This is a genomic window from Comamonas odontotermitis (assembly GCF_020080045.1).
In the GTDB taxonomy this organism is placed as follows: Bacteria; Pseudomonadota; Gammaproteobacteria; order Burkholderiales; family Burkholderiaceae_C; genus Comamonas; species Comamonas odontotermitis.
On the sequence record NZ_CP083451.1, the window covers coordinates 3,697,115 to 3,721,631 of the forward strand.

A 24,517-nucleotide genomic window follows, 5' to 3' on the forward strand; every position below is an offset into this window, starting at 1 on the left:
GATTGCTATCAAAATCATAGAAATGAATGCATCCACACCCATGACGGTTGCGCAGGCGCTGGCCCAGGCAGCTGCCCAAGGCATCGCGCGCATCGATGCGCAGATGCTGCTGCTGCACCTGTGCGGCCAGCCCACACACAGCCGAGCCTGGCTCATCACCCATGACGGCGATGCCTTGACCGCCGAGCAGGCGGCCCAGTGGCAGCAGTTGCTGCAACGCCGCGCAAACGGCGAGCCCGTCGCCTACCTGACCGGCCACAAAGGCTTTTACGGACTGGATCTGGCGGTGGACGCCCGTGTGCTGGACCCGCGCCCTGACACCGAAACCCTGGTGGACTGGGCACTGGAGCTACTGCCCGACAACGGGGAAGCCCCCCCACAGCTGCGCTTGGCCGATCTGGGCACGGGCAGCGGTGCCATTGCACTGGCCCTGCAGCATGAGCGGCCCGCCGCCGAGGTGTGGGCGGTGGATGCGAGCCTCGATGCGATTGCGGTCGCCAGGGCCAATGCGGCGCGGCTGCAATTGCCCGTCCACTTTGCCCACAGCCACTGGCTGTCGGCGCTGCAAGGCGACTTTGATGCCATCGTCACCAACCCGCCCTATATCCGCGATGACGACCCGCACATGCCCGCGCTGCGCCACGAGCCGCGCCAGGCCCTGACGAGCGGTGCCGACGGCCTGGACGATATCCGCCACATCGTGAACACCGCGCCACAGTACCTGCGAAGCGGCGGGTGGCTGTTGATCGAGCATGGCTGGGACCAGGCGGGCGATGTTCGCGCCTTGCTCACAGCACGGGGTTTTGCCCAGATACAAAGCCGCAAGGACCTTGCTGGCATCGAGCGCGCCAGCGGCGGACAATGGACTTCCGTGAAATAATGGTCTCCATCCGGCTTGATATGGGGCGGTCTGCCCTTACCTAAGCGCTAATTCACACAACACTGAAACCACTCTCCCAAGACGGAGCCAACCCATGAGCGATACCCAACAACGCATCGACCAACTGGTCAAGGGCAATGACATCGTGCTGTTCATGAAGGGAACAGCCAGCTTTCCACAGTGCGGCTTCTCCGGCCGCGCCGTGCAGATCCTCAAGGCCAGCGGCGTTGATGCCAGGAACATCACCACCGTGAACGTGCTGGAAGATCCCGAAATCCGCGAAGGCATCAAGAACTACAGCCAGTGGCCCACCATTCCCCAGCTGTACGTGAAGGGCGAATTCATCGGTGGCTCGGACATCATGATGGAAATGTACGAATCGGGTGAATTGCAGCAACTGGTGGCTGCGGCCTGATCCAGATTAATTCCTCACAAAAGCCGCCTACAAGGCGGCTTTTTTGTGCGCGCCACGCAGCTCTTGCAATGGCCTTGTCGCCGCTGGGAGCAGGCGCATGCGGTAAGCTGGCTGGGGTTTGGCATTGCGCCCTTCAAGAGCGGCAAGCCCAACCATGCCAATCTGGCGCTGCAAAGCCTGCAGCGTCGCCCTCACGAAAGCACTTGCCAGCCGCTTGGCTGGCATGCGACCATTGAACAAATTTCAAGAATCGGCAGTGCCCACGCGCCCTGCCAACGCTTTCGCCGATAGATGCGAGCAGCCGGTCTGCACTGCTCCAACCGTTTTTGCTTATGAATGTGACGCAGAGCCTCCTCACCATTGCCTTGCTGATTGCCCTCAGCGCCTTTTTCTCCACAGCGGAGATTTCGCTGGCTGCTTCGCGCCGCCTGCGGTTGCGGCAAATGGTGGACGATGGCGATGCGCGGGCTGCCCTTGTCATCCGCACACAAGAGCAGCCAGGCGAATATTTCACCGTGGCGCAGATCGGCGTCAACGCAGTCGCCATTCTGGGCGGCGTGGTCGGTGAAGGCGCGCTTACCCCCTTCTTTGCAGCATGGACCGAGCCTTGGCTGGGTACCGAGCGCGCCGCCACCGTTGGGTTTCTCGCCTCGTTCACCCTGGTGACTTCTCTGTTCATCCTGCTGGCCGACCTGCTGCCCAAGCGCCTGTCGATGACTGAGCCCGAGCGCCTGGCCGTGCTGGTGTGCCGGCCCATGCAGTGGCTCACGGTAGTGTTCAAGCCGCTGGTGTGGCTTTTCAACCGGCTGGCCACAGGCCTCACACAGCTCCTGGGCCTGCCCACGGTGCGGGACGAGCGCATCACCTCCGAAGACATCCTCGCGCTGACCGAAGTGGGCGCCAAGACCGGCCTGCTCGCCATCGGAGAGCAGCAGGTGATCGCCAATGTGTTCGAGCTTGACTCGCGCACCGTGGGCTCAGCCATGACGCAGCGCGATCGCATTGCCTTCTTCTACCAGGACGACAGCGACGACATCATTCGCGCCCGCATCGCCGAAGAGCCGTTTTCCACCTACCCGGTATGCGTGGGCGACATCGACCATGTGGTGGGCTATGTCGATGCCAAGGATCTGTTCCAGCGCGTGCTGAACAACCAGCCCATCAAGCTGACCGACGAGGCGCTGGTGCACAAGGCGCTGGTGGTGCCCGACCGGCTGACGCTGGCCGAGGTGCTCACCCAGTTCCGCCAGGCGCACGAGGATTTCGCCATCATCGTCAACGAATACAGCCTGGTGGTTGGCGTTGTCACGCTGAACGATGTGATGAGCACCGTGATGGGTGACCTGGTCGGCCCGTCGGATGAAGAGCTGATCGTGCGCCGTGACGAGACATCATGGCTGATCGATGGCATCACACCCATCGAGGATGTGGAACGCGCCCTGCTGCTGAACGAGTTGCCGCATGCCGAAGAGTACGAGACCCTGGCGGGTTTCCTGATGGTGATGCTGCGCCGCATCCCCCGCCGCACGGACAAGGTTGTCTGGGGCAAGTACCAGTTCGAGGTGATGGACGTGGACAGCTACCGCGTCGACCAGGTGCTGGTGACCGTGGTCGATCCCAACAAGGTACCCGACACGCCGGTGCCGCCGTCCACGCCACCGGTCGCCTGACGCACTGAGCCACCTCGCCAGGACTGCATTCACGCGATGTGGCCCCGAATGGGGGAAGCAACAAAAAACCACCTCACGGTGGTTTTTGTATTTTCAGGCTTTGGCACTTACTGAGTGGACGCAGGCAGCTATCAATCAAGGAGCAACCAGATTATTGATCAGGCTTCCGTTTTGTTTTCAAACAGCCATTGGCGCTGCGCGCCGTACACGAGGTTGGGATAGGTATCCTTGCCTCGGCTGCCGTTGTAGCGGCCCAGGGCCATGAACAGATCGCCGTTTTCACGGTCGATGTAGTGGCGCAGGATGACACAGCCAAAACGCAGGTTGGTCTGCATGTGGAACAGCTTGCCTGGATCGCCGTCGCCGATCACCCGCGTCCAGAAAGGCATCACCTGCATGTAGCCGCGTGCGCCCACGTTGGACATGGCGTACTTGCGAAAACCGCTTTCCACCTGCACGAGCCCGAGCACCAGCGATTCGTCAAGACGCGCACGCTTGGCCTCATACCACACGGTCTGCAGGAAATCGCGGCGCACTTCCCAATCGGGCTTGCGGCGGCGCAAGCGGTCGCTCATCGAGCCAAGCCAGCGCAGGTAGCGTATCTTGGCTTCGGTCGAGACGAACACCGGCTCGGGAGGTGCTGCACTGTTGATGGCGGCACTGAGAGCCGAGCGCACGGAGTCGATCAGGGGCTCTTCCAGCTGGCCGCCCGCATGCGCAGCCTGTGGTGCAGCCAGCCACGCGCCCGGCCCCGCCAGCAGCGACGCCATGGCCGCGCGGCGCGATACACCTGCGGATGAAACAATGGACGAACCCGTCATCTCGACAATCCCTCAGAACAACTCTGCGCTTGTGCGCTTTTTTAAGATTTTTGAATACGGCTGGTGACAAAGCCCAGCACGTCAGCCACGGCCACCTTGGTGGCGGCGGTATCCCGGCGGTGTTGGTACTCCACCATGCCTTCCTGCAAACCGCGGTCACCCAGCACCACGCGGTGGGGCACGCCGATTAGCTCCCAGTCGGCAAACATGGCGCCAGGGCGCTCGCCACGGTCGTCCAGTATCACATCCACGCCCGCAGCCAACAAGTCTGCGTGTAGCTTTTCAGCCGCAGTCTTCACGGCTTCGCTGCGGTCCATGCCGATGGGGCAGACCACCACGGTGAACGGCGCAATCGCGTCGGGCCAGATGATGCCGCGCTCGTCATGATTCTGTTCGATGGCGGCAGCTGGCAGGCGTGTGACGCCAATGCCGTAGCAGCCCATCTCGAATTCGGCAGGCTTGCCGTTCTCGGCCAGGAAGGTCGCCTTCATTGCCTTGGAGTACTTGGTGCCGAGGTAGAACACATGACCGATCTCGATGCCGCGCTCGATCAGTAGCTCGCCCTTGCCGTCGGGCGATTTGTCGCCAGCCACCACATTGCGCAGGTCAGCCACCACCTCAGGCTCGGGCAGATCGCGGCCAAAGTTAACACCTGTCAAATGGTAATCGGCCTCATTGGCTCCGCAGACCCAGTCGGCCATCACGGCTACATCGCGGTCTACCACCAGCTTGACGGGCTTCTTCAGATTGACCGGGCCCAGGTAACCAGGCTGGCAGCCAAAATGGTCTTCAATCTCGGCCACCGTCGCAAAGCGGAAATCCGCCAAGCCCGGCACCTTGCCAACCTTGATCTCGTTCATGTCATGGTCGCCGCGCAACAGCAGCAGCCAGACCTGGGTTTTGACGATATCACCCGCCTCGTTGCGCTCGTCGGTCGCCAGCACCAGCGATTTGACGGTGTTCTGCAGGGGCAGCTTCAAAAGCTCTGCCACATCAGCGCAGGTGCTCTTGCCGGGCGTGGCGGTCTTGGCCATGGCCTGGGCGGCAGCGGGGCGCGCCTGCACAGGTGCCAGAGCCTCGGCCTTTTCGATGTTGGCCGCGTAGTCGCTGTCAGGGCAGTAGACGATGGCGTCTTCACCCGTGGCGGCAATCACCTGAAATTCTTCGCTCAAGTCGCCTCCGATGGCGCCGCTGTCGGCACGCACGGCACGGTACTGCAGACCGAAGCGGTCGAAGATGCGCCTATAAGCGGCGCGCATGGTCTGGTAGCTGATCTGGGCGGCATCGCGGTCCTTGTCGAAGGAGTAGGCGTCCTTCATGATGAACTCGCGGCCACGCATCAGGCCAAAGCGGGGGCGACGCTCGTCGCGGAACTTGGTCTGGATCTGGTAGAGGTTCTTGGGCAGCTGCTTGTAGCTCTTGAACTCCTGGCGGGCGATATCGGTCACCACCTCTTCGCTGGTGGGCTGGATCACAAAATCGCGCTCGTGGCGGTCCTGGATGCGCAGCAACTCGGGGCCCATCTTCTCGAAACGGCCGGTTTCCTGCCACAGCTCTGCCGGTTGCACCACGGGCATCGATACCTCGATGGCGCCTGCACGGTTCATCTCTTCGCGCACGATGGCTTCGACCTTGCGGATCACACGCAGCCCCATCGGCATGTAGTTGTAGATGCCTGCACCGAGCTTTTTGATCATGCCGGCGCGGGTCATCAGCTGGTGGCTGACGATTTCAGCGTCCGCAGGCGCTTCCTTCAAGGTCGAGATGAGAAATTGCGAAGCTTTCATAGTCTGTAGCAATGAGCCTAGTAGTTGCCCGCTTGAAGATGGCTTCAAGGCGCAGGCATAATGGACACAGTTTAAAAAATTGGGGTTAGATTATGCTGGACCGAGATGGCTTTAGGCCAAACGTCGGCATCATCCTGCTCAACCAGCGCAATCAGGTGTTTTGGGGCAAGCGCATCCGCACCCACAGCTGGCAGTTTCCGCAGGGCGGTATCGACCGTGGAGAAACCCCCGAGCAGGCGATGTTTCGAGAGCTGCATGAAGAAGTGGGCTTGCGACCAGAGCATGTCCGTATTGTGGCTAGAACGCGTGACTGGTTGCGATACGAGGTGCCCGAGCGCTTCATTCGACGCGATGCAAGAGGCTATTATCGCGGACAAAAGCAAATATGGTTTTTGCTCCAGTTAACCGGCAACGATTGGGACCTGAATCTACGTGCCACCAACCATCCCGAGTTCGATGCCTGGCGCTGGAACGATTACTGGGTGCCACTCGATGTGGTGGTGGAGTTCAAGCGCGGCGTGTACGAGATGGCTCTGACCGAGCTGTCGCGCTATGTACCCCGCCAGGACGCCCGCAACCGCTACTTGCGCAGCAATGCGCGCCAGCGCGACCATGAGCATGGCGAGCATTACCCGGCAGCGCTTCCCGCGCAGGCCGTGACTGAGACGCTGCAGGTGACCGTGACCACCACCACGGTCAGCTACCACTCGCCGCTGCGTATGATGCAGGAGATGGAGCTGCCCCCGGGCGCCAGCTTCGACCCCGATCCGGCCAACGCCACCCGCAGCAACCCGCCTTCCGGCAAGGCATGACCCAGCCTGCATCCCGCTGAAACACAAAAGCGCCCCTCCGGGCGCTTTTGTTTTGATAGCCGCCTGCGCCCTGCTACCGAGCACCGGAAGCCCATTTCATCCATGGTTCAGTGGCCGGTCAGCACCATGTTGTCACGGTGCAGCATTTCAGGCTCGCCGGTATAGCCCAGCAGTTGCTCGAATTCGCCAGAGGGCTTGCGGCACAGGCGGCGCGCCTCGGTACTGCCATAGTTGGCAAGGCCCCGCGCCAACTCAATGCCTTCGGGGTCGCGCACGCCAATCACTTCGCCGCGCGAGAACTCGCCATGCACGCTGACCATGCCGATGGGCAGCAGGCTCTTGCCTTCGCTGCGCAGCTTTTGCGCAGCACCAGCATCCACCGTCACATAGCCATGCATCTGCAGGTGGTCCATCATCCATTGCTTGCGAGCTTGGTTCTTGTGGGTATCGGCCACCAGCAAGGTGCCAATTGCCTCACCCGCCACCAGGCGCAGCAGCGCGTTCTGCTCGCGCCCCCAGGCGATGACGGTCGATGCACCCGAACCCGCCGCCCGCTTGGCCGCCAGAATCTTGGTCAGCATGCCACCCTTGCCGATGCCGGAGCCGGCGCCGCCCGCCATCGCCTCCAGCTTCAGATCGCCCGCCTGCGCCTCGTGCACGAACTGGGCATCGGGGTTCTTGCGTGGATCAGCGGTGTAGAGGCCCTTTTGGTCTGTCAGGATCACCAGTGCATCGGCTTCCACCAGGTTGGCCACCAGCGCACCCAGGGTGTCGTTGTCGCCAAACTTGATTTCGTCGTTGACCACGGTGTCGTTCTCATTGATCACCGGCACCACGCCCAGTTGTAGCAAGGTCAGGAGCGTGACACGCGCGTTCAGGTAGCGCTCGCGGTCTGCCAGATCGGCGTGCGTCAGCAGCACCTGGGCGCTACCCAGATTCTGTTCGCGCAGCTTGGTTTCGTACATCTGCACGAGACCCATCTGGCCGACGGCAGCAGCGGCCTGCAGCTCATGAATCTCCTTGGGGCGCTGGTGCCAGCCCAGACGCTTCATGCCCTCGGCAACGGCCCCGCTGGAGACCATGATGACTTCGCGCTTGATGCCGTCATCGCCATGCACCAGGGCCGCAAGCTGGCGGCTCCATTCAGTGATGGCGCCTTCATCCAGGCCTTTGCCTTCGTTGGTGACCAGACTGGAGCCGACCTTGACCACGATGCGACGTGCGTCGCGCAGAACATTCGATGCCATTTTTTGCTTTTTCTGGCGTTTGCGCCCGCCTGGCAAGCGCAAGCAGCTATCAATAAATGAGTAACCTATGGATGCAGCGGCCGCCGCTCAATCGGGCGACGAAAAACGCGGATCGTCCGAGTAATCGGGCTGCTCCAGCTCAGCACCTGCCACAAAGCGCGGATCCACCTCTTGCGGCTCCTGCTCTGCCTTTTGCATGCTGTGCACGAACTGGAAGATTTCCTTGATCAGCGGCTCACAGCCCTCACGCGTCAGAGCCGAGATTTCGTACACCGGACCCTTCCACTTGTAGCGCTTGACGAAATCCTTGACCTTGGCGGCACGTTCCTCGACCGGAATCATGTCCAGCTTGTTGAGCACCAGCCAGCGCGGCTTGCTGTAGAGTTCTTCGTCGTATTTCTTCAACTCTGCCACGATCGCCTTGGCCTGCGCAACGGGATCCACACCCTCGTCGAACGGCGCCAGATCGACGATATGCAGCAGCAAACGCGTACGCTGCAGGTGGCGCAGAAACTGGTGGCCCAGGCCCGCACCGTCGGATGCGCCTTCGATCAGGCCAGGGATATCGGCCACGACAAAGCTCTTCTCAGGCCCTACACGCACCACGCCCAGATTGGGGTGCAAGGTGGTGAAAGGATAGTCGGCAATCTTGGGGCGGGCGTTGGATACCGCAGAGATGAAGGTGGATTTGCCCGCATTGGGCATGCCCAGCAGCCCAACGTCTGCCAGCACCTTCAGCTCCAGCTTCAGGTTGCGGCGCTCACCTTTCCAGCCAGGGGTTTTCTGGCGCGGAGCACGGTTGATGGCGCTCTTGAAGCGCAGGTTGCCAAAGCCGCCGTCACCGCCCTTGGCAATGGTGATTACCTCGCCAGGGTTCAGCAGTTCAAAAAGCACCTCACCGGTTTCAGCGTCGGTAATGATGGTGCCCACCGGCATGTGCAAGGTGATGTCCTTGCCGGCGGCACCAAACATGTCCGATCCCTTGCCATGCTCGCCCCGCTCCGCATCATGGCGACGCGAGTAGCGGTAGTCGATCAGGGTATTGAGGTTGACATCGGCCAGTGCGTACACGTGGCCACCACGACCGCCGTCGCCCCCATCAGGACCGCCGAATTCCTTGTATTTTTCGTGGCGGAACGACACACAGCCATTGCCACCATCGCCAGCTGCAATGTCAATAAACGCTTCATCTACGAATTTCATGGTCGTTATCCACCCGCCCAGATACCGGGAATACGGGATTTGTCTGCTGCACCTTGCCGAGATGCCCGGCTGCAGCGCTGCCAAAACCGCTATTGTCGCATCCACAGCAACAGCGGCATGGCCCAAAAACACCAAAGCCCCGCCGGTGCGGGGCTTTGACCAGGGCCGAAGCCCAGGAGACACTTGTTTGTCTTAAGCAGCCTTGGTGATGCTCACCGTGTGCTTGGACAGAGCGCCCTTGGTTTCGAAGGTCACATGACCATCGACCAGAGCAAACAAGGTGTGATCCTTGCCCACGCCGACATTGGTGCCGGGATGGAACTTGGTGCCGCGCTGGCGAACGATGATGGAACCTGCGCTGATCAATTGACCACCGAAAGCCTTCACACCCAGCATTTTTGGCTTGGAATCACGTCCATTTCGCGTAGAGCCGCCGCCTTTTTTCTGTGCCATGAGATATAGCTCCTGTTAAGCTGCCAACATTAAGCAGCAATTGCACCGATTTGCAGTTCGGTGAACTGCTGGCGATGGCCTTGACGCTTCTGATAGTGCTTACGACGACGCATCTTGAAAATGCGCACCTTGTCGTGCTTACCATGGGCTACCACCGTAGCCTTAACCGTTGCACCGGACACCAAGGGCGTGCCGATCTTCAGTTCTGCGCCGTCGCCGACTGCCAGGACCTGATCGATCACGATTTCTTGGCCTACGTCCGCAGCAATCTGTTCTACCTTGATTTTTTCGCCGGAAGCAACGCGATACTGCTTGCCGCCGGTTTTTATGACCGCGTACATATGAACCTCTAAAAGGGGATAGCTTGCAAAGAAATTTCGCAAGAGCCGAAGATTCTATCACGCTCCTCAAAAAGCTGCAAGCAGTACTCTCATCCAGTCTTCTAGCGCATGTAAAGAGCACATCACCAAGGCTGGCACCGGGGCATGTGCACCAGGATTACTGCCACGGTTTCTATAATGCTGCATCCATAAAAATACCGAGATAGCCGCCTTGTCCGAGTCCAACACCACCACTCAGCCCCATCCTCTCAGCCTGGTCGCCGACGACATGCGTCAGGTGGACGCCGTCATTGCCCACCGGCTGAGCTCCTCGGTTCCACTGATTGGAGAGATCGCGCACTACATCATCTCGGCAGGCGGCAAACGGCTGAGGCCTGCATTGCTGCTGATGGTGGCCGGCGCGCTGGGCTACAAGGGCGAGCAGCGCTTCAATCTCGCAGCTGTGGTGGAATTCATTCATACCGCCACCTTGCTGCACGACGATGTGGTTGACGAATCAACCATGCGACGCGGCAAACCGACGGCCAACGAGAGCTTTGGCAATGCAGCCAGTGTGCTGGTTGGCGACTTTCTGCATTCGCGCGCCTTCCAGATGATGGTGGATGCCGACAGCATGCAGGTCATGCAGATTCTCTCGGAAGCGACGAACATCATCGCCGAAGGGGAAGTGCAGCAGCTCATCAACACCCACAATGTGGATCTGGATGAAGCAGGCTATCTGACCGTCATCCGCTCCAAGACCGCCAAGCTCTTCGAAGCCAGCGCACGCCTTGCCGCCGTACTGGCGAGCTCGGACGCAACAGTGGAGACTGCCTGCGCTGGCTACGGCCGCGCGCTGGGCACCGCATTCCAGGTGATCGATGATGCGCTGGACTATGACGGCGACACCGAAGTGATGGGCAAGAACATCGGCGACGACCTTCGCGAAGGCAAGGTCACCCTGCCCCTGATCATCGCCATGCAACGTGCAACAGCGGCAGATCGTCAATTGATTGTGAGTGCCATTGAAACAGGCGCCACCCCGCATATGGCTGAAATTGTGCAGATGGTCAAAGCCACCGGTGCGCTGGATGCCACCCGCGCCGCAGCGGGCCAGCAGGCCCAGGAAGCCATCGACTGCCTGGAGCATCTCCCCCAGAACACATTCACCGAAGCCTTGCGCGGCCTGGCTTCGCAACTGCTTACACGCCGGGTGTAAGAACGACCAAGGCCACCACGGCTTGGTCAATGAAGGCAAACTGTCGTACATCCACTGCAGACAGGCAAGGAGAGCCGGGCTTTTTTTGTTAAATCTCCGAACAACTGCTACAGTTTCCGGAATACGCAGAGAGGCTATCTACGATAGGCGTAACCGATTACATGGCTGACAACACCACAATTTCTCCAGCACCATCCATTGCACTGCCGGGCATCGCCCGTGCCTTGGTCGCCAGCGGCAAGCTTCCGTTGGCCAAGGCCGAGGCTTTGTATGCCAGCAGTATCAAGAGCAAAAACAGCTTCATTGGAGAACTGGTTGCCAGCGGCGCTGTTTCAGGCATTGATGTCGCCACCATCATTTCTGCCGTCTACAGCGTCCCGCTGATTGATCTTGACGCGGTCGATGCAGACCGGCTGCCCAGCGGGCTTCTGGATGCCAAACTGGCATCCGCCAACAAGATCGTCGCACTCGCCAAGCGCGGCAATCGCCTGGTGGTAGCCACTGCAGACCCCACCGACCACTCCGTGGCGGAGCAGATCAAGTTCAGCACGCAGCTCAGCGTGGATTGGGTGGTTGCCGAGCACGCCAAGGTAACCAAGCTGCTCGAATCGGTCGCCAAGCAAACAGGAGACAACCTCAACGACATGGTTGGCGATGTCAATCTCAATGAGTTTGAGATTTCGGACGATACAGACTCGACCGACAAGAGCGCCAACGATGAGATGGACGTCGAGGATGCGCCCATCGTCAAATTCCTGCAGAAGATGCTGATCGATGCATTCAATATGCGCGCATCCGACCTGCATTTTGAGCCCTACGAGCACAACTACCGCATTCGCTACCGTATCGACGGCGAACTGCGCGAGATTGCATCGCCGCCGACAGGCATCAAGGACAAGCTCGCCTCCCGCATCAAGGTCATTTCGCGCCTGGACATCTCCGAAAAGCGAGTGCCGCAGGACGGCCGCATGAAGCTGAAGATCGGTGCGGACCGGGTGATCGACTTCCGTGTGAGCACCTTGCCAACCCTGTTTGGCGAGAAGATCGTGATCCGTATTCTGGACCCGAGCAGCGCCAAGCTGGGCATTGACGCCCTTGGCTATGAGCCCGTTGAGAAGGAGCGCCTGCTTGATGCGATCAAGCGTCCCTACGGCATGATCCTAGTGACGGGCCCGACTGGCTCGGGCAAGACCGTGTCGCTCTATACCTGCCTCAATATCCTGAATACGCCAGCAGTCAACATCGCCACGGCAGAAGACCCTTCGGAAATCAATCTTCCGGGCGTCAACCAGGTCAACGTCAATGAAAAGGCGGGCCTGACCTTCGCGACGGCCCTCAAGGCGTTTCTGCGGCAGGATCCTGACATCATCATGGTGGGTGAAATCCGTGATCTGGAAACGGCCGATATCGCCATCAAGGCCGCACAGACAGGTCACTTGGTGCTCTCAACGCTGCACACCAACGACGCCCCCACCACGCTCACTCGTATGCGCAACATGGGTATTGCGCCGTTCAACATCGCGTCCAGCGTGATCCTGATCACCGCTCAGCGCCTGGCGCGGCGTCTGTGCCCCAATTGCAAGCGCCCGACGGAAATTCCGCACGAGAATCTGCTGGAAGCCGGATTTGCCGACGAAGATCTGGATGGAACCTGGATGCCCTATGAGGCGGTCGGATGCGATGCCTGCAACAATGGTTATAAGGGGCGGGTCGGTATCTACCAGGTGATGCCCGTTTCCGAAGAGATTCAGCGCATCATCCTGCGCGACGGCAGCGCACTGGAAATCGCGGAACAGGCCGAGCTGGAGGGCGTACGCTCCCTGCGCCAGTCTGGTCTTCACAAAGTCAAAAAGGGATTGACCTCGCTGGAAGAGGTTCTGGCCGTCACCAACGAATAAAGCAATGAGGGCAGGGAGAAATGGCAACAACCGTCAACAAGAAAACATCGAACGAAGCCGTTTACGAGTGGGAGGGTAAAGACCGCAACGGCAAGATCGTGCGCGGCGAAACCCGCGCCGGCGGCGAGAACCAGGTAGTCGCGTCCTTGCGACGCCAGGGCATTTTGCCGTCCAAGATCAAGAAGCGCCGCATGCGCTCGGGCAAGAAGATCAAGCCCAAGGATATTGCGCTCTTCACCCGCCAGTTGGCGACCATGATGAAGGCAGGCGTTCCATTGCTGCAGGCCTTTGACATTGTGGGCCGTGGCAGTACCAACGCCAGCGTGACCAAGCTGCTCAATGACATTCGCAGCGATGTCGAATCGGGCTCGTCGCTCAGCACCGCCTTCCGCCGCCATCCGATGCAATTCAATGCCCTGTACTGCAACCTGGTGGAAGCTGGGGAAGCCGCCGGTATTCTGGAAAGCTTGCTAGATCGCCTGGCCACCTACATGGAAAAGACCGAGGCGATCAAGAGCAAGATCCGCTCGGCGCTCATGTACCCAGCGGCAGTGATCATTGTTGCTTTCGTGGTGGTTACCATCATCATGATCTTCGTGATCCCTTCCTTCAAAGAAGTGTTCACCTCCTTTGGCGCCGATTTGCCGGGCCCGACGCTCATTGTGATGGGCATCAGCGACTTTTTCGTCAAGTACTGGTATTTGATCTTCTTTGGCATTGGCGGTGCCGTGTACTTCTTTCTTCAGGCCTGGAGGCGCAGCGAAAAAATGCAGCGTTTCATGGACCGCTGGCTGCTTCGCATCCCTATTTTTGGCCCATTGATTGAAAAGTCCTGCGTAGCCCGCTGGACCCGTACGCTGTCGACCATGTTTGCGGCAGGTGTTCCGCTGGTGGAAGCCCTGGACTCCGTGGGCGGCGCCTCCGGCAACTCGGTATTTGCTGTCGCCACCGAAAAGATCCAGCAGGAAGTCTCCACGGGTACCAGTCTGACCGTGGCCATGGCCGATGCCAATGTGTTTCCATCAATGGTCATCCAGATGTGTGCCATTGGTGAGGAGTCCGGCTCCATCGACCATATGCTGGGCAAGGCTGCGGACTTCTACGAAGCCGAGGTGGACGAGGCCGTTGCCGGCCTGTCCAGCCTGATGGAGCCCATCATCATCGTGTTCCTGGGCACCATCATCGGCGGCATCGTGGTATCCATGTATCTGCCCATCTTCAAGCTCGGCCAGGTGGTGTAAACGTGTCGGAAAGTTCCTTGTATGTGGCCTTGTTTGCGCTGCTGGGTTTGCTGGTCGGCAGTTTTTTGAATGTGGTGATCCACCGCCTACCGATGATGCTGGAGCGGCATTGGAAGCAGGACGCTCAGGCCCTTTTGGCGGGAGACGCAGAGGCCCCCGGCGTGGAAGGCGAAGTAAAGGCTGACCGCTTCAATCTCTGCACCCCTGCTTCGCGCTGTCCGCATTGCCAGCACCAGATCCGCTGGTTCGAGAATATTCCCATCGTCAGCTGGCTGTTCCTGCGCGGCAAATGCAGCCAGTGCAAAACAGGCATCTCCGTGCGCTACCCCTTGGTGGAATTGGCCAATGGACTGCTGTGGGCCTACTGCATTCATCGCTGGGGGCTGACTGCCACTGGCGCAGCCTGGTGTTTTTTCTCGTCCATGCTGCTCACCGCAGCCCTGATCGACTGGGACACGACCCTGCTGCCAGACGACCTGACTCTGCCGCTGCTGTGGGCCGGACTGCTGTGCAGCGCGCTGGGCTGGATTCCGGTACCCATCAAGGATTCGCTTTTTGGGGCCGCCGCAGGTTATCTGTCGCTGTGGAGCATCTATTGGGCCTTCAAGCTGCTGACCGGCAAGGAAGGCATGGGGTATGGCGACTTCAAGCTGCTGGCCGCATTGGGCGCCTGGTTTGGCTGGCAGGCGCTCATTCCAATTGCGTTGTTCTCTTCCGTAGTGGGCGCGGTGATTGGAATCGGCCTCAAGGTCTTTTCCAGCCTGCGTGAAGGCGGCTATATGCCGTTTGGCCCCTTCCTGGCAGGTGCTGGCTTCTTGGTGATGTGGTTTGGCACCGGCATCATTGACCGCCTGCTGCAGCCCTGATTTACGGATCAGAAGGCGATGAAACCCCGCATCGGCGTCACAGGCGGTATCGGCAGCGGCAAGAGCACGGTCTCCGAGCGGTTTGCGCAGTTGGGCTGCGCCGTCATTGATGCCGATCAGATTGCACGTAGCCTGACACTGCCGGGTGGTGCTGCCATTACCGCCATCCGAGCGCAATTTGGCGCGCATTTCATCACCCAGGATGGCGCGCTCGACCGCGCCCAGATGCGAGAAGCCGTTTTCAGGGACCCTTCCGCCAAACAGCAGCTGGAAGCCATTCTTCACCCCTTGATTCAGCGCAGCATCTTTGATCGCTATGCGGATGCGTGTTCGCACAGCGATGCAAGAATGGTCATTTTCGATATTCCGCTCCTGGCCGAATCGGGCCAATGGAGCCCACGGCTGGACCAGGTCATCGTCGTGGACTGCGAGGAGCGCACGCAACGGGCCCGCGTGCAGGCGCGCAGCCAGCTTTCTGCCGAAGCGGTGGATGCCATCATGGCGCAACAGGCCAGCCGGGAACAACGCCTGCGCAAGGCCGATTGGGTCATCTGGAATGAAACGCTCTCGTTACAAGCGCTAGGCGATGAGGTCCTGGGCCTATACAATGAATTGATAGCAGCCCTTGCGCTCCAACACTGACGTCTTTCTGTGATTGTTTACGAGTACCCATTTAACGAACGCGTACGTTCCTACCTCCGGTTGGAGTATCTGTTGCGCCGGTTGGATGTACTTCTGCAACGCAGCACCGATGTCGACCACCATTTCGCCATCACCACGCTGTTCGAGATCATGGATGTGGCCTCGCGCACCGATTTGAAAGCCGACCTGCTCAAGGACCTGGAACGCCAGCGCCAGCAGTTCAACGCCTACCGTGCCAGCCCCATGATTGCCGTCGACATGCTCGACAAAGTGATCGCTCAACTGGACAGTGCCCACGCACAGCTGCGCGAACAAAACGGCAAGCCCAGCCAGTTGCTGATCGAGAACGAGTGGCTGATGGCCATCCGCAACCGCTCGGGCATCCCAGGCGGCACCTGCACTTTTGACCTGCCCAGCTACCACACCTGGCTGCATGCGGACAGCGAATTGCGACGCGCAGATCTGCAACGCTGGACTGAGCCTTTTGCGCCACTGGCAGGTGCACTCTTTCTGTTGCTCAAGCTGTTTCGCGATTCCGGCACCCCACAGCGCATTGCCACCATCCGCGGGCAGTTCCAGCAAAACCTGCCCCAAGGCCGCACCTACCAGTTACTGCGCCTGCGGCTCGACCCGGAAGCCGCTCTGGTGCCCGAAATCAGCGGCAACCGGCTGATGATCTCGATCCGCATGCTGCACAAGGCCGACAACGGCCAGATGGTGCTCACCCAGCAGGACGGTCAGTATGAAATGGTGCTGTGCGCTTGATCGATTGATTTTTTGCTGAAAACTGGCTGCAGCGTACAGCTGATATGTGCTGATTGCTATGGTTTTCTAAAAGCATATGCCTCAGCAATGGTTGAGTGGCCCCGTCTACAATCACTGCATGAGTATGACCACGGACCACGCCACCCCAGCCATCACCTGCCCCCAGTGCGGCGGCCCCTCCAGTTTTGCCAAGAGCAACCGATTCCGCCCGTTCTGCAGCGAACGATGCAAGCTGATTGACCTGGGAGCCTGGGGCAATGAGGATTTTCGCGTGCCCGCCGAATCTCCGCCGCTGGATGCGCAATATGGCGACCCGCGCCACGAAGACTAGCCGAATCGAGTCATCGCAAGGGCGCCACGCAAACGGATTCACCGGGGCTTCTGCCAAAAAGAGAGCTGAAAGCGCTTGGCTACATTGGCATTGACTGTATTACCTATCTCAATCCAAGTAACAGCAAGCACCATCAGCTATATGTTTTGATGCACCACTGCATTCTGGTGCATAGCGTGCCCGGTTACTGCCCTTCCACCAGGGCTGCATTGGCGTACTGCGCCACATCAAACGGCAGCCCGCGCTCTTCGCTCAGCCATTGCAGTACCGGAAAAGACCCCTCCAGCACCGGCCGCACGGTCAGCGGCAACTGTTGCCAAGACATCTGCTGGCCTTCGCGCATCTCGAATTCGCCCGACCATTGCGTCACCTTGCACCAATGCAGGCGCACCAGCGCGTGCGTGTAGCTATGCTCCGTCACCTTCCAGGCGATGCAGTTGGCAATGGTGATACCCAGCTCCTCCTGCAACTCCCGGCGCAAGGCCTGCTCCACCGTCTCACCTTCTTCCAGCTTGCCGCCGGGAAACTCCCACCAGCCCGCACGCGGCTTGCCCGCCGGGCGGCTGGTGATCAGCAGTGCGTTGTCGCTCTCGCGGATCAGCACGCCCACGGCCACTTCCGTATATTTGCGTGGCTCTGCGCCAGTTGTGGATAACTCAGTCACTTTTCACCCAATTTCCGTTTAATCTTCTTCAGCCTCTTCGCCCAGATCTGCCACGTCGGCAATGCGGGCTCGGCCAACCGCCTGGCGGTTGGCTCCGCGCCCCGCCCAATCGCGTGCAAACTGATGCGCCACCCGGCCGCTGCGCGATCCACGCTCCAGCGCCCAGACCAGCGCCTCGGACCGGGATGCTTCAATCTCGTCCGCAGGCACGCCCAGCGCCGACAACCACTGTGCCACCACGCGCAGGTACTCATCCTGGCTGAAGGGGTAGAAGCTCACCCACAGGCCAAAGCGCTCCGACAGCGAAATCTTCTCTTCCACCACTTCACCCGGGTGGATTTCGTCGTTCTCGCCCTTTTGCTGCGCCAGGTTGTCCGTCATGTATTCGGGCAGCAGGTGGCGCCGGTTGCTGGTGGCGTAGACCAGCACGTTGGGCGTGGCAGCGCTCACCGAGCCATCCAGGATCGATTTCATCGCCTTGTAGCCGGGCTCGCCCTCTTCAAAGCTCAGGTCATCGCAATAAATGATGAACTTCTCGGGGCGGCCCGCCACCACATCCACAATATCGGGCAAATCGGTCAGGTCGGCCTTGTCCACCTCGATCAGGCGCAGCCCCTGGGGGGCGTAGCTGTGCAGGCAGGCACGGATCAACGAGGACTTGCCCGTGCCGCGCGCACCCGTCAGCAACACGTTGTTGGCCGTCCGCCCTTGCACAAACTGCTCGGTATTGCGCGCAATCTTGTCTTTCTGAACATCAATGTTCTGCAAGTCACTCAATTGCATGGCCCCTACGTGGCGCACCGGCTCCAGCACACCGCAGCCGTTGGCGCGCTTGCGGTAGCGCCAGGCAATCGCGTCATTCCAGTCGGCCGGAGCCTGCAGCGCCTGCGGCAGCACCGCCTCGATACGCTGCATCAGTTGCTCGGCACGCACCACCAGACGCTCCAATGGAGAAAAAGAGGAATCCAAGGACACGGTATCTGTCTCCGATTTACTATATTTTCAATAGCTACCAGCGCTTGACGAGCAAGCGCCAGAACGCAATAACGCTTAAAAATACCACAATACAAAGCACAAAGGGCCCGTAGGCCCTTGGTGGTATGTCGCAAGCTACGGAGGCTGCCTTTCCCACTACAGAGGGGCGGCCATGCCGGGATCCGCAGGTGCTGGCTGCACTGCTCAGGAGCGGTAGTCGGCGTTGATGCTGACGTAGTCGTGGCTCAGGTCGCAGGTCCACACGGTGGTATTGGCCGCGCCGCGGCCCAGTTGTACACGCACGATGATTTCCTGCTGCTTCATCACGCGCTGGCCATCGGCTTCTTCGTAGGATGGGTTGCGACCACCCTTGGTGGCCACATGCACATCGTCCAGGTACAGCTCGATTCTGGTCTGGTCCAGGTCTTCAATGCCGGCATAGCCCACGGCGGCCAGAATGCGGCCCAGGTTGGGGTCGCTGGCGAAGAAGGCGGTTTTGACCAGTGGCGAATGGGCAATCGCATAGGCCACCTGGCGGCATTCTTCCTCGGTACGGCCCTGCTCCACCTCGATCTGGATGAACTTGGTAGCCCCTTCACCATCGCGCACAATGGCCTGCGCCAACTTCTGCGCAACATCGCGCAATGCAGCCATCAAGGCCTGCCCGTCGGCGCTGCTCCAGTCGGTCAACGCCGCATTGCCAGCCTGGTTGGTGGCAACCACAACAAACGAGTCATTGGTCGACGTGTCGCCATCAATCGTGATGCGGTTGAAGGACTGGTCTGCCAGTTGTTTGGCCAGCGCGGGCAGCAGTGCTGTATCAATGGCAGCATCCGTTGCCAGAAAGCTCAGCATGGTTGCCATGTTGGGGCGAATCATGCCGGCCCCCTTGCTGATGCCGGTGACATGCACCGTCTTCCCATCCACCACGGCCTTGGCAGAAAAGGCCTTGGCAATGGTGTCGGTCGTCATGATGCCCTCAGCCGCCTTGGCCCAATTGCCAGGCTGAGCGTCTGCGATGGCAGCGGGCAGGCCAGCAGTGATACGGTCCACCGGCAGCGGCTCCATGATGACGCCGGTCGAGAACGGCAATACCTGTTTGGCATCGATTTTCAGCAAACCGGCCAGCGCATCGCAGGTGGCGTTGGCACGGGCCAGTCCATCCGTACCCGTGCCTGCATTGGCGTTGCCTGTGTTGATGACCATGGCTCGAATGGCGCCCTGCGTAGCCAGATGCTCGCGGCAGATCTGCACGGGTGCCGCACAGAAACGGTTTTTGGTGAACACCCCGGCCACGTGGCTGCCTTCATCGAGCAGAAATACGGTCAGATCCTTGCGGTTGGCCTTGCGCACACCGGCCTCCGTCACACCAATGCGAACACCGGCGATCGGTGCCAGATCCTGCGCCACAGGGGCTTTCAAATTGACGGGCATGTCAGTCTTTCAAAAATGAATGAGAAAGAAGGGAAAAACCAAGAAAAAACGGGCTCTGCACCTGTCAAAGCCCGTCTTCTACAGCATTACAGTGTCAAGCGAGTTTACCGTGGCAGAGCTTGAAACGTTTGCCGCTGCCGCATGGGCAGGGATCGTTGCGGCCCACGCGCATGCCCTCGGGCAGCGCCAGCGGCTCCATGGCTTCCGCCTCTTCCGCCGAGGGCTCCTCCGCACCACTGTAGTGGACGCTGGTGCGGGCATTGCTTTGCTCCAGCTGTTCAGTGGCTTCGTCGAGCTGCTCGGGCGAGCGGATCTGCACCTGCATCATCACGCGCGTGACCTGACTCTTGACGTGGTCGATCAGTTGGCGGAACAGCTCAAATGCTTCGCGCTTGTACTCCTGCTTGGGCTGCTTTTGCGCATAGCCGCGCAGATGGATGCCCTGGCGCAGATAATCCAATGCAGCCAGGTGGTCACGCCACGAGGAATCCAGCGTCTGCAGCAGCACGGCACGCATGAACTGCATGAAGTTTTCCTTGCCCGCCTGCTCCAGCTTGCTGCTGAAGATGCGCGCGCCTTCGGCGACGACCTTTTCCTCGATCTCTTCGTCGGTCAGCGATTCGGAGCCGTCCAGCAGTTGCGCCAGTGGCAGATCGATCTGCATCTCTTCGCGCAGCGCCTTCTCCAGGCCTGGCAGGTCCCACTGCTCTTCCATCGACTGCTCGGGCACATACTGGCGCACGATGTCGGCCAGAGTGCTGTCGCGCATGCCATCAATCATGGGCGACAGATCAGCGGAGTCCAGAATTTCATTGCGCTGCTGGTAGATGACCTTGCGCTGGTCATTGGCCACGTCATCGTATTCCAGCAGCTGCTTGCGCATGTCGAAGTTGCGCGCTTCCACCTTGCGCTGTGCGCTTTCGATGGAGCGGGTCACGATACCTGCTTCAATGGCTTCGCCATCGGGCATCTTCAGGCGTTCCATGATGGCCTTGACCCGGTCGCCCGCGAAAATGCGCATCAACTGGTCGTCCAGCGACAGATAGAAGCGCGAAGAGCCCTTGTCGCCCTGACGGCCTGCACGGCCGCGCAACTGGTTGTCAATACGGCGCGATTCGTGGCGCTCCGTCGCAATGATGCGCAGACCACCCAGTTCGGTCACCTTGTCATGCTCCAGCTTCCACTCGGCGCGCAGGGCTTCTACCTTGCTCTTGCGCTCCGACTCGGACAGCGATTCGTCGGACTCGATGGCGGCAATCTGCTTTTCGATGTTGCCACCCAGCACGATGTCGGTACCACGGCCAGCCATGTTGGTGGCGATGGTGATCATGCCGGGGCGGCCCGCCTGGGCAATGATGTCGGCCTCGCGCTCGTGCTGCTTGGCGTTGAGCACCTGGTGCGGCAGGTTTTCCTTCTTCAGAAGCTCGTCGATGATTTCCGAGTTTTCGATCGAGGTGGTGCCCACCAGCACCGGCTGGCCGCGCTCGTAGCACTCGCGGATGTCGGCAATGGCGGCCATGTATTTTTCGGGCGTGGTCTTGTAGACACGGTCGAGCTGATCATCACGCTTGCTGGGACGGTTCGGCGGAATCACCACGGTCTCAAGACCGTAGATCTCCTGGAACTCATAGGCTTCTGTATCGGCCGTACCCGTCATGCCGCCCAGCTTGGCGTACAGGCGGAAGTAATTCTGGAAGGTGATCGAAGCCAGCGTCTGGTTCTCGGCCTGGATCTCCACGCCTTCCTTGGCCTCCACAGCCTGGTGCAGGCCTTCGCTCCAGCGGCGGCCCGACATCAGACGGCCGGTGAACTCGTCCACGATCACCACTTCGCCGTTCTGCACCACATAGTGCTGGTCGCGATGGTAGAGGTGCTCGGCGCGCAACGCCGCAAACAACTGGTGCACCAGGGTGATGTTGGTGGGGTCGTACAGCGAAGCGCCTTCGGCGATCAGGCCCTTCTCGGCCAGAATGCGCTCGGCGGCCTCATAGCCCGCTTCGGTCAGATTGATCTGGTGGCCCTTTTCATCGACCGTGAAATCGCCCGGTTTGGTGACGCCTTCACCCGTGCGCGGGTCGGCTTCGCCTTCCTGGCGGGTGAGCAGCGGCACCACGGTGCGCATGGCCAGATAGGCGGCCGTATGGTCTTCGGCCTGGCCGGAAATGATCAATGGGGTGCGCGCCTCGTCGATCAGGATCGAGTCCACCTCGTCAACGATGGCGAAATTCAGATGGCGCTGCACGCGCTCCGTCTTGTCCTGCACCATGTTGTCGCGCAGGTAGTCAAAGCCGTATTCGTTGTTGGTGCCGTAGGTGATGTCTGCGTTGTAAGCCGCCTGCTTTTCATGCTTGGGCAGTTGCGACAGGTTGATGCCCACCGACAGCCCCAGGAAGTTGTAGAGGCGGCCCATCCAGGTCGCATCGCGTGTGGCCAGGTAATCATTCACGGTCACCACATGCACGCCGTTGCCTGCCAGCGCATTCAGGTACACCGGCAAGGTACCGGTCAGCGTCTTGCCCTCACCTGTGCGCATTTCAGCAATCTTGCCGTAGTGCAGGGCCATGCCGCCCAGCATCTGCACATCGAAGTGGCGCATCTTCATCACGCGCTTGGAACCCTCGCGGACCACGGCAAACGCTTCCGGCAGGATGTTGTCCAGCGATTCGCCCCCGGCAATGCGGTCCTTGAATTCCTGGGTTTTCTGGCGCAATTGCTCGTCGCTCAGCTTTTCGTACTCTGGCTCCATCGCATTGATGCGCGCCACGACCTTGCGGTATTGCTTGAGCAGGCGATCATTGCGACTGCCAAAAATTTTGGTGAAGAAATTGGTTGCCATGCGAACAAAACCACGCGGCGCAAATCAGCACTGGTGCCAATTCCGCCGCGCGACCGGAATTCCTAGTGATTAGTGTTGTGTCAGATGGAGACTATGCACCCGGATTCAATACCGGCTGCACCACCTGCCAAATAAAACATTCTACAACCCTGACTAGAATACGTCGTGGCAGGTGCGCCAATCCATGGTCATCCGCCAGCGCACAACCTATGACACCCTCCAACCGCAGGCATTACGCCATCACCGTCGAACAAGCCGCCAGCGAAGCGCCAACACTCGCCAGCCTGGCCGCGCTGACACGCGAATCCACCACCCGCTACAAGCTGGTGGAGTTCCTGGTGCCTCCGATGCTGCGCCCCTCCATCAAACCCGGCCCCATTGACGGGGATCAATGGTGCCTGCTGGTGGCCAACAATGCCTGCGCCGCCAAGCTCAAGCAACTGGTCCCCGCCATGGCCGCACACTTGCGCGTCAAAGGCTATCCAACGGCCGACATCCGGCTGAAAGTGCTGGGCCAAGGGACAAATCGCCCTTCCACCTACTATTAAATCAGTAGCATTCTGCGTGCACCCATCATCACCAAAGACCCATTTAGGCAATAAAAAAGGCCTGCATCGCAATGCAGGCCCTGGAATTGGGATGGTGCCGATTATCGGAATCGAACTGATGACCTACCGCTTACAAGGCGGTTGCTCTACCAACTGAGCTAAATCGGCAACATTCGGAATTCTATACGCGAAAGCGCGCAAAAAAGCCGAATTCTGCCTATTTCACCAACTTGAGCGAAGGTTTGCCAGCCTTGGGGGGCTTGCTTGGCCCATCGCCCTCGGGCGGAGCCGTGTCGTCACTGGACGATACGACCTGCATCACCGGCGGCGAGGAAGCCGAAGCATCGGAGGCATCCTCCTCATCAGCCGAACCTTGCAATGCCTGTATTGCAATATCTGCGTCGTCGTCCAACAGATCCTCTGGTGGCGGAAAGCCCATGCCCTGGCCGGTTTCACGCGCAAAAATGGCAATGACGCGGCTGACTGGCACCATGATTTCACGCGGCACACCGCCAAAACGGGCAGTGAACTCAATGTAGTCATTGCCCAGCTTGAGCGCATTGGTGGCGTCGTAGCTGATGTTGAGCACGATTTCACCATCTTTGACAAATTCGCGCGGCACCTGCACGGTCTTGTCCACCCGCACGCTCAGATAAGGCGTGAGCCCGTTGTCGTTGCACCACTCCACCCAGGCGCGGATCAGGTAGGGCTGGGTCGAGGTTGTCTGGATTTCACTCATTCGGCACTTTCTGCTTGTCGCCCGGGCAGCCGCGCAAGGCCAGCTCGGGGAGCCCGGCCGCCAAGCCGGGCCAGGCGATCATTACTTGCGCATCACCTTTTCCGAAGGCGTCAGTGCCTCAATGTAGGCAGGGCGCGAGAAAATACGCTCGGCGTACTTGAGCAGAGGCGCGGCATTCTTCGACAGTTCAATGCCGTAGTAGTCCAGGCGCCACAGCAGCGGAGCAATAGCCACATCCAGCATGGAGAAGTTCTCGCCCAGAATGAACTTGTTCTTCAGGAACACCGGTGCCATCTGCGTCAGGCGGTCACGAATTTGCGAACGTGCCTTTTCCAGCGCCTTTTCATTGCCCTTGGCCGCACGCTCTTCGAGCGTGTGCACGTGGGTGAACAGCTCTTTTTCGAAGTTCAGCAGGAACAGGCGCACACGGGCACGCTCCACAGGGTCGCCGGGCATCAGCTGGGGATGCGGGAAGCGCTCGTCAATGTACTCGTTGATGATGTTCGATTCGTACAGAATCAGATCGCGTTCCACCAGAATGGGCACTTGCCCATAGGGATTCATCACGCTGATGTCTTCGGGCTTGTTGAACAGGTCCACATCACGGATTTCGAAGTCCATTCCCTTCTCAAACAGCACAAAGCGGCAGCGGTGGGAGAAAGGGCAGGTCGTTCCCGAATAAAGCACCATCATGGTGGAAGGCTCCTAAAATCAAAAAGAGTGGGTAGCAGTCAATGCCGCCCACTCTACA

Annotated in this window: 23 protein-coding genes, 1 tRNA gene and 1 pseudogene; 12 read left to right on the forward strand and 13 right to left on the reverse strand. The window is 59.8% G+C overall.

From position 1 onward, the window contains the following. Window positions 1-22 precede the first annotated feature (22 nt). The 3 genes from prmC (at window position 23) to LAD35_RS17085 (ending at window position 2,965) form a co-directional block, all read left to right on the forward strand. Complete coding sequence (gene prmC, locus LAD35_RS17075; protein WP_224150163.1) at window positions 23-880, forward strand: peptide chain release factor N(5)-glutamine methyltransferase; 858 nt, start codon at window positions 23-25, stop codon at window positions 878-880. Window positions 881-974: 94 nt separating this feature from the next. Then, entirely contained in the window at window positions 975-1,295 is a 321-nt protein-coding gene (gene grxD / locus LAD35_RS17080) for a Grx4 family monothiol glutaredoxin (RefSeq protein ID WP_224150164.1), read from the forward strand. Window positions 1,296-1,627: 332 nt separating this feature from the next. Further along, on the forward strand, window positions 1,628-2,965 hold the full coding sequence (locus tag LAD35_RS17085; protein WP_224150165.1) for a hemolysin family protein: 1,338 nt from the start codon (window positions 1,628-1,630) through the stop codon (window positions 2,963-2,965). 158 nt (window positions 2,966-3,123) lie between these two features. Here LAD35_RS17085 and LAD35_RS17090 read toward each other — a convergent pair whose 3' ends face one another. Both LAD35_RS17090 and LAD35_RS17095 read right to left on the reverse strand, forming a co-directional pair. After that, on the reverse strand, window positions 3,124-3,786 hold the full coding sequence (locus LAD35_RS17090; protein ID WP_224150166.1) for a lytic transglycosylase domain-containing protein: 663 nt from the start codon (window positions 3,784-3,786) through the stop codon (window positions 3,124-3,126). A gap of 41 nt (window positions 3,787-3,827) precedes the next feature. Beyond that, entirely contained in the window at window positions 3,828-5,573 is a 1,746-nt protein-coding gene (locus tag LAD35_RS17095) for a proline--tRNA ligase (protein ID WP_224150167.1), read from the reverse strand. 92 nt (window positions 5,574-5,665) lie between these two features. Here LAD35_RS17095 and LAD35_RS17100 point away from each other — a divergent pair. After that, window positions 5,666-6,191: pseudogene (locus LAD35_RS17100) on the forward strand (RNA pyrophosphohydrolase); the annotation flags it as partial. Window positions 6,192-6,492: 301 nt separating this feature from the next. Here the strand turns inward: LAD35_RS17100 and proB are convergent. From proB to rplU, 4 genes are all read right to left on the reverse strand, one after another. Continuing rightward, the gene (proB, locus tag LAD35_RS17105) at window positions 6,493-7,632 is read right to left on the reverse strand and encodes a glutamate 5-kinase (RefSeq protein WP_224150169.1); all 1,140 of its coding nucleotides are present in this window, start codon (window positions 7,630-7,632) and stop codon (window positions 6,493-6,495) included. An 87-nt stretch (window positions 7,633-7,719) separates the two neighbouring features. Next, entirely contained in the window at window positions 7,720-8,835 is a 1,116-nt protein-coding gene (gene cgtA, locus LAD35_RS17110; protein ID WP_224150170.1) for an Obg family GTPase CgtA, read from the reverse strand. 192 nt (window positions 8,836-9,027) lie between these two features. Then, window positions 9,028-9,288, reverse strand: coding sequence for a 50S ribosomal protein L27 (gene rpmA / locus LAD35_RS17115; RefSeq protein WP_184707125.1), 261 nt, complete (start codon window positions 9,286-9,288; stop codon window positions 9,028-9,030). A gap of 29 nt (window positions 9,289-9,317) precedes the next feature. Further along, on the reverse strand, window positions 9,318-9,629 hold the full coding sequence (rplU, locus tag LAD35_RS17120) for a 50S ribosomal protein L21 (RefSeq protein ID WP_184707123.1): 312 nt from the start codon (window positions 9,627-9,629) through the stop codon (window positions 9,318-9,320). A gap of 268 nt (window positions 9,630-9,897) precedes the next feature. Here rplU and LAD35_RS17125 point away from each other — a divergent pair, with 268 nt between their 5' ends. From LAD35_RS17125 to LAD35_RS17155, 7 genes are all read left to right on the forward strand, one after another. Then, a complete protein-coding gene (locus tag LAD35_RS17125; RefSeq protein ID WP_224152754.1) occupies window positions 9,898-10,827 on the forward strand; it encodes a polyprenyl synthetase family protein in 930 nt (309 codons plus the stop codon). A 161-nt stretch (window positions 10,828-10,988) separates the two neighbouring features. Continuing rightward, entirely contained in the window at window positions 10,989-12,725 is a 1,737-nt protein-coding gene (gene pilB, locus LAD35_RS17130; protein WP_224150171.1) for a type IV-A pilus assembly ATPase PilB, read from the forward strand. Between the two features lie 20 nt (window positions 12,726-12,745). Further along, on the forward strand, window positions 12,746-13,966 hold the full coding sequence (locus LAD35_RS17135) for a type II secretion system F family protein (protein ID WP_224150172.1): 1,221 nt from the start codon (window positions 12,746-12,748) through the stop codon (window positions 13,964-13,966). 2 nt (window positions 13,967-13,968) lie between these two features. After that, the gene (locus tag LAD35_RS17140) at window positions 13,969-14,832 is read left to right on the forward strand and encodes a prepilin peptidase (RefSeq protein ID WP_224150173.1); all 864 of its coding nucleotides are present in this window, start codon (window positions 13,969-13,971) and stop codon (window positions 14,830-14,832) included. An 18-nt stretch (window positions 14,833-14,850) separates the two neighbouring features. Continuing rightward, on the forward strand, window positions 14,851-15,474 hold the full coding sequence (gene coaE / locus LAD35_RS17145) for a dephospho-CoA kinase (RefSeq protein ID WP_224150174.1): 624 nt from the start codon (window positions 14,851-14,853) through the stop codon (window positions 15,472-15,474). A gap of 9 nt (window positions 15,475-15,483) precedes the next feature. After that, window positions 15,484-16,239 (forward strand): cell division protein ZapD, encoded by a 756-nt coding sequence (gene zapD / locus LAD35_RS17150; protein ID WP_224150175.1) that lies wholly within the window; start codon window positions 15,484-15,486, stop codon window positions 16,237-16,239. 118 nt (window positions 16,240-16,357) lie between these two features. Continuing rightward, window positions 16,358-16,570 (forward strand): DNA gyrase inhibitor YacG, encoded by a 213-nt coding sequence (locus tag LAD35_RS17155; protein ID WP_396022756.1) that lies wholly within the window; start codon window positions 16,358-16,360, stop codon window positions 16,568-16,570. Window positions 16,571-16,754: 184 nt separating this feature from the next. Here LAD35_RS17155 and LAD35_RS17160 read toward each other — a convergent pair whose 3' ends face one another. From LAD35_RS17160 to secA, 4 genes are all read right to left on the reverse strand, one after another. Next, a complete protein-coding gene (locus LAD35_RS17160; protein ID WP_224150176.1) occupies window positions 16,755-17,234 on the reverse strand; it encodes an NUDIX domain-containing protein in 480 nt (159 codons plus the stop codon). An 18-nt stretch (window positions 17,235-17,252) separates the two neighbouring features. Continuing rightward, window positions 17,253-18,149: an ATP-binding protein gene (locus LAD35_RS17165; RefSeq protein ID WP_224152758.1), complete on the reverse strand. Its 897-nt coding sequence runs from the start codon at window positions 18,147-18,149 to the stop codon at window positions 17,253-17,255. 264 nt (window positions 18,150-18,413) lie between these two features. Then, window positions 18,414-19,643: a bifunctional glutamate N-acetyltransferase/amino-acid acetyltransferase ArgJ gene (gene argJ, locus LAD35_RS17170; protein ID WP_224150177.1), complete on the reverse strand. Its 1,230-nt coding sequence runs from the start codon at window positions 19,641-19,643 to the stop codon at window positions 18,414-18,416. 94 nt (window positions 19,644-19,737) lie between these two features. Next, window positions 19,738-22,479 (reverse strand): preprotein translocase subunit SecA, encoded by a 2,742-nt coding sequence (gene secA, locus LAD35_RS17175; protein ID WP_224150178.1) that lies wholly within the window; start codon window positions 22,477-22,479, stop codon window positions 19,738-19,740. 209 nt (window positions 22,480-22,688) lie between these two features. Between secA and LAD35_RS17180 the strand changes: the two genes are divergently transcribed. Then, window positions 22,689-23,027 (forward strand): hypothetical protein, encoded by a 339-nt coding sequence (locus LAD35_RS17180; RefSeq protein ID WP_224150179.1) that lies wholly within the window; start codon window positions 22,689-22,691, stop codon window positions 23,025-23,027. A 92-nt stretch (window positions 23,028-23,119) separates the two neighbouring features. Here LAD35_RS17180 and LAD35_RS17185 read toward each other — a convergent pair. The 3 genes from LAD35_RS17185 to LAD35_RS17195 all read right to left on the reverse strand — a co-directional run bounded on the left by LAD35_RS17185 (window position 23,120) and on the right by LAD35_RS17195 (window position 24,459). Continuing rightward, a tRNA-Thr gene (locus LAD35_RS17185) sits at window positions 23,120-23,195 on the reverse strand. Window positions 23,196-23,244: 49 nt separating this feature from the next. Next, entirely contained in the window at window positions 23,245-23,766 is a 522-nt protein-coding gene (locus tag LAD35_RS17190; RefSeq protein WP_224150180.1) for a ClpXP protease specificity-enhancing factor, read from the reverse strand. 81 nt (window positions 23,767-23,847) lie between these two features. After that, a complete protein-coding gene (locus LAD35_RS17195) occupies window positions 23,848-24,459 on the reverse strand; it encodes a glutathione S-transferase N-terminal domain-containing protein (protein ID WP_184707100.1) in 612 nt (203 codons plus the stop codon). Window positions 24,460-24,517 lie beyond the last annotated feature (58 nt).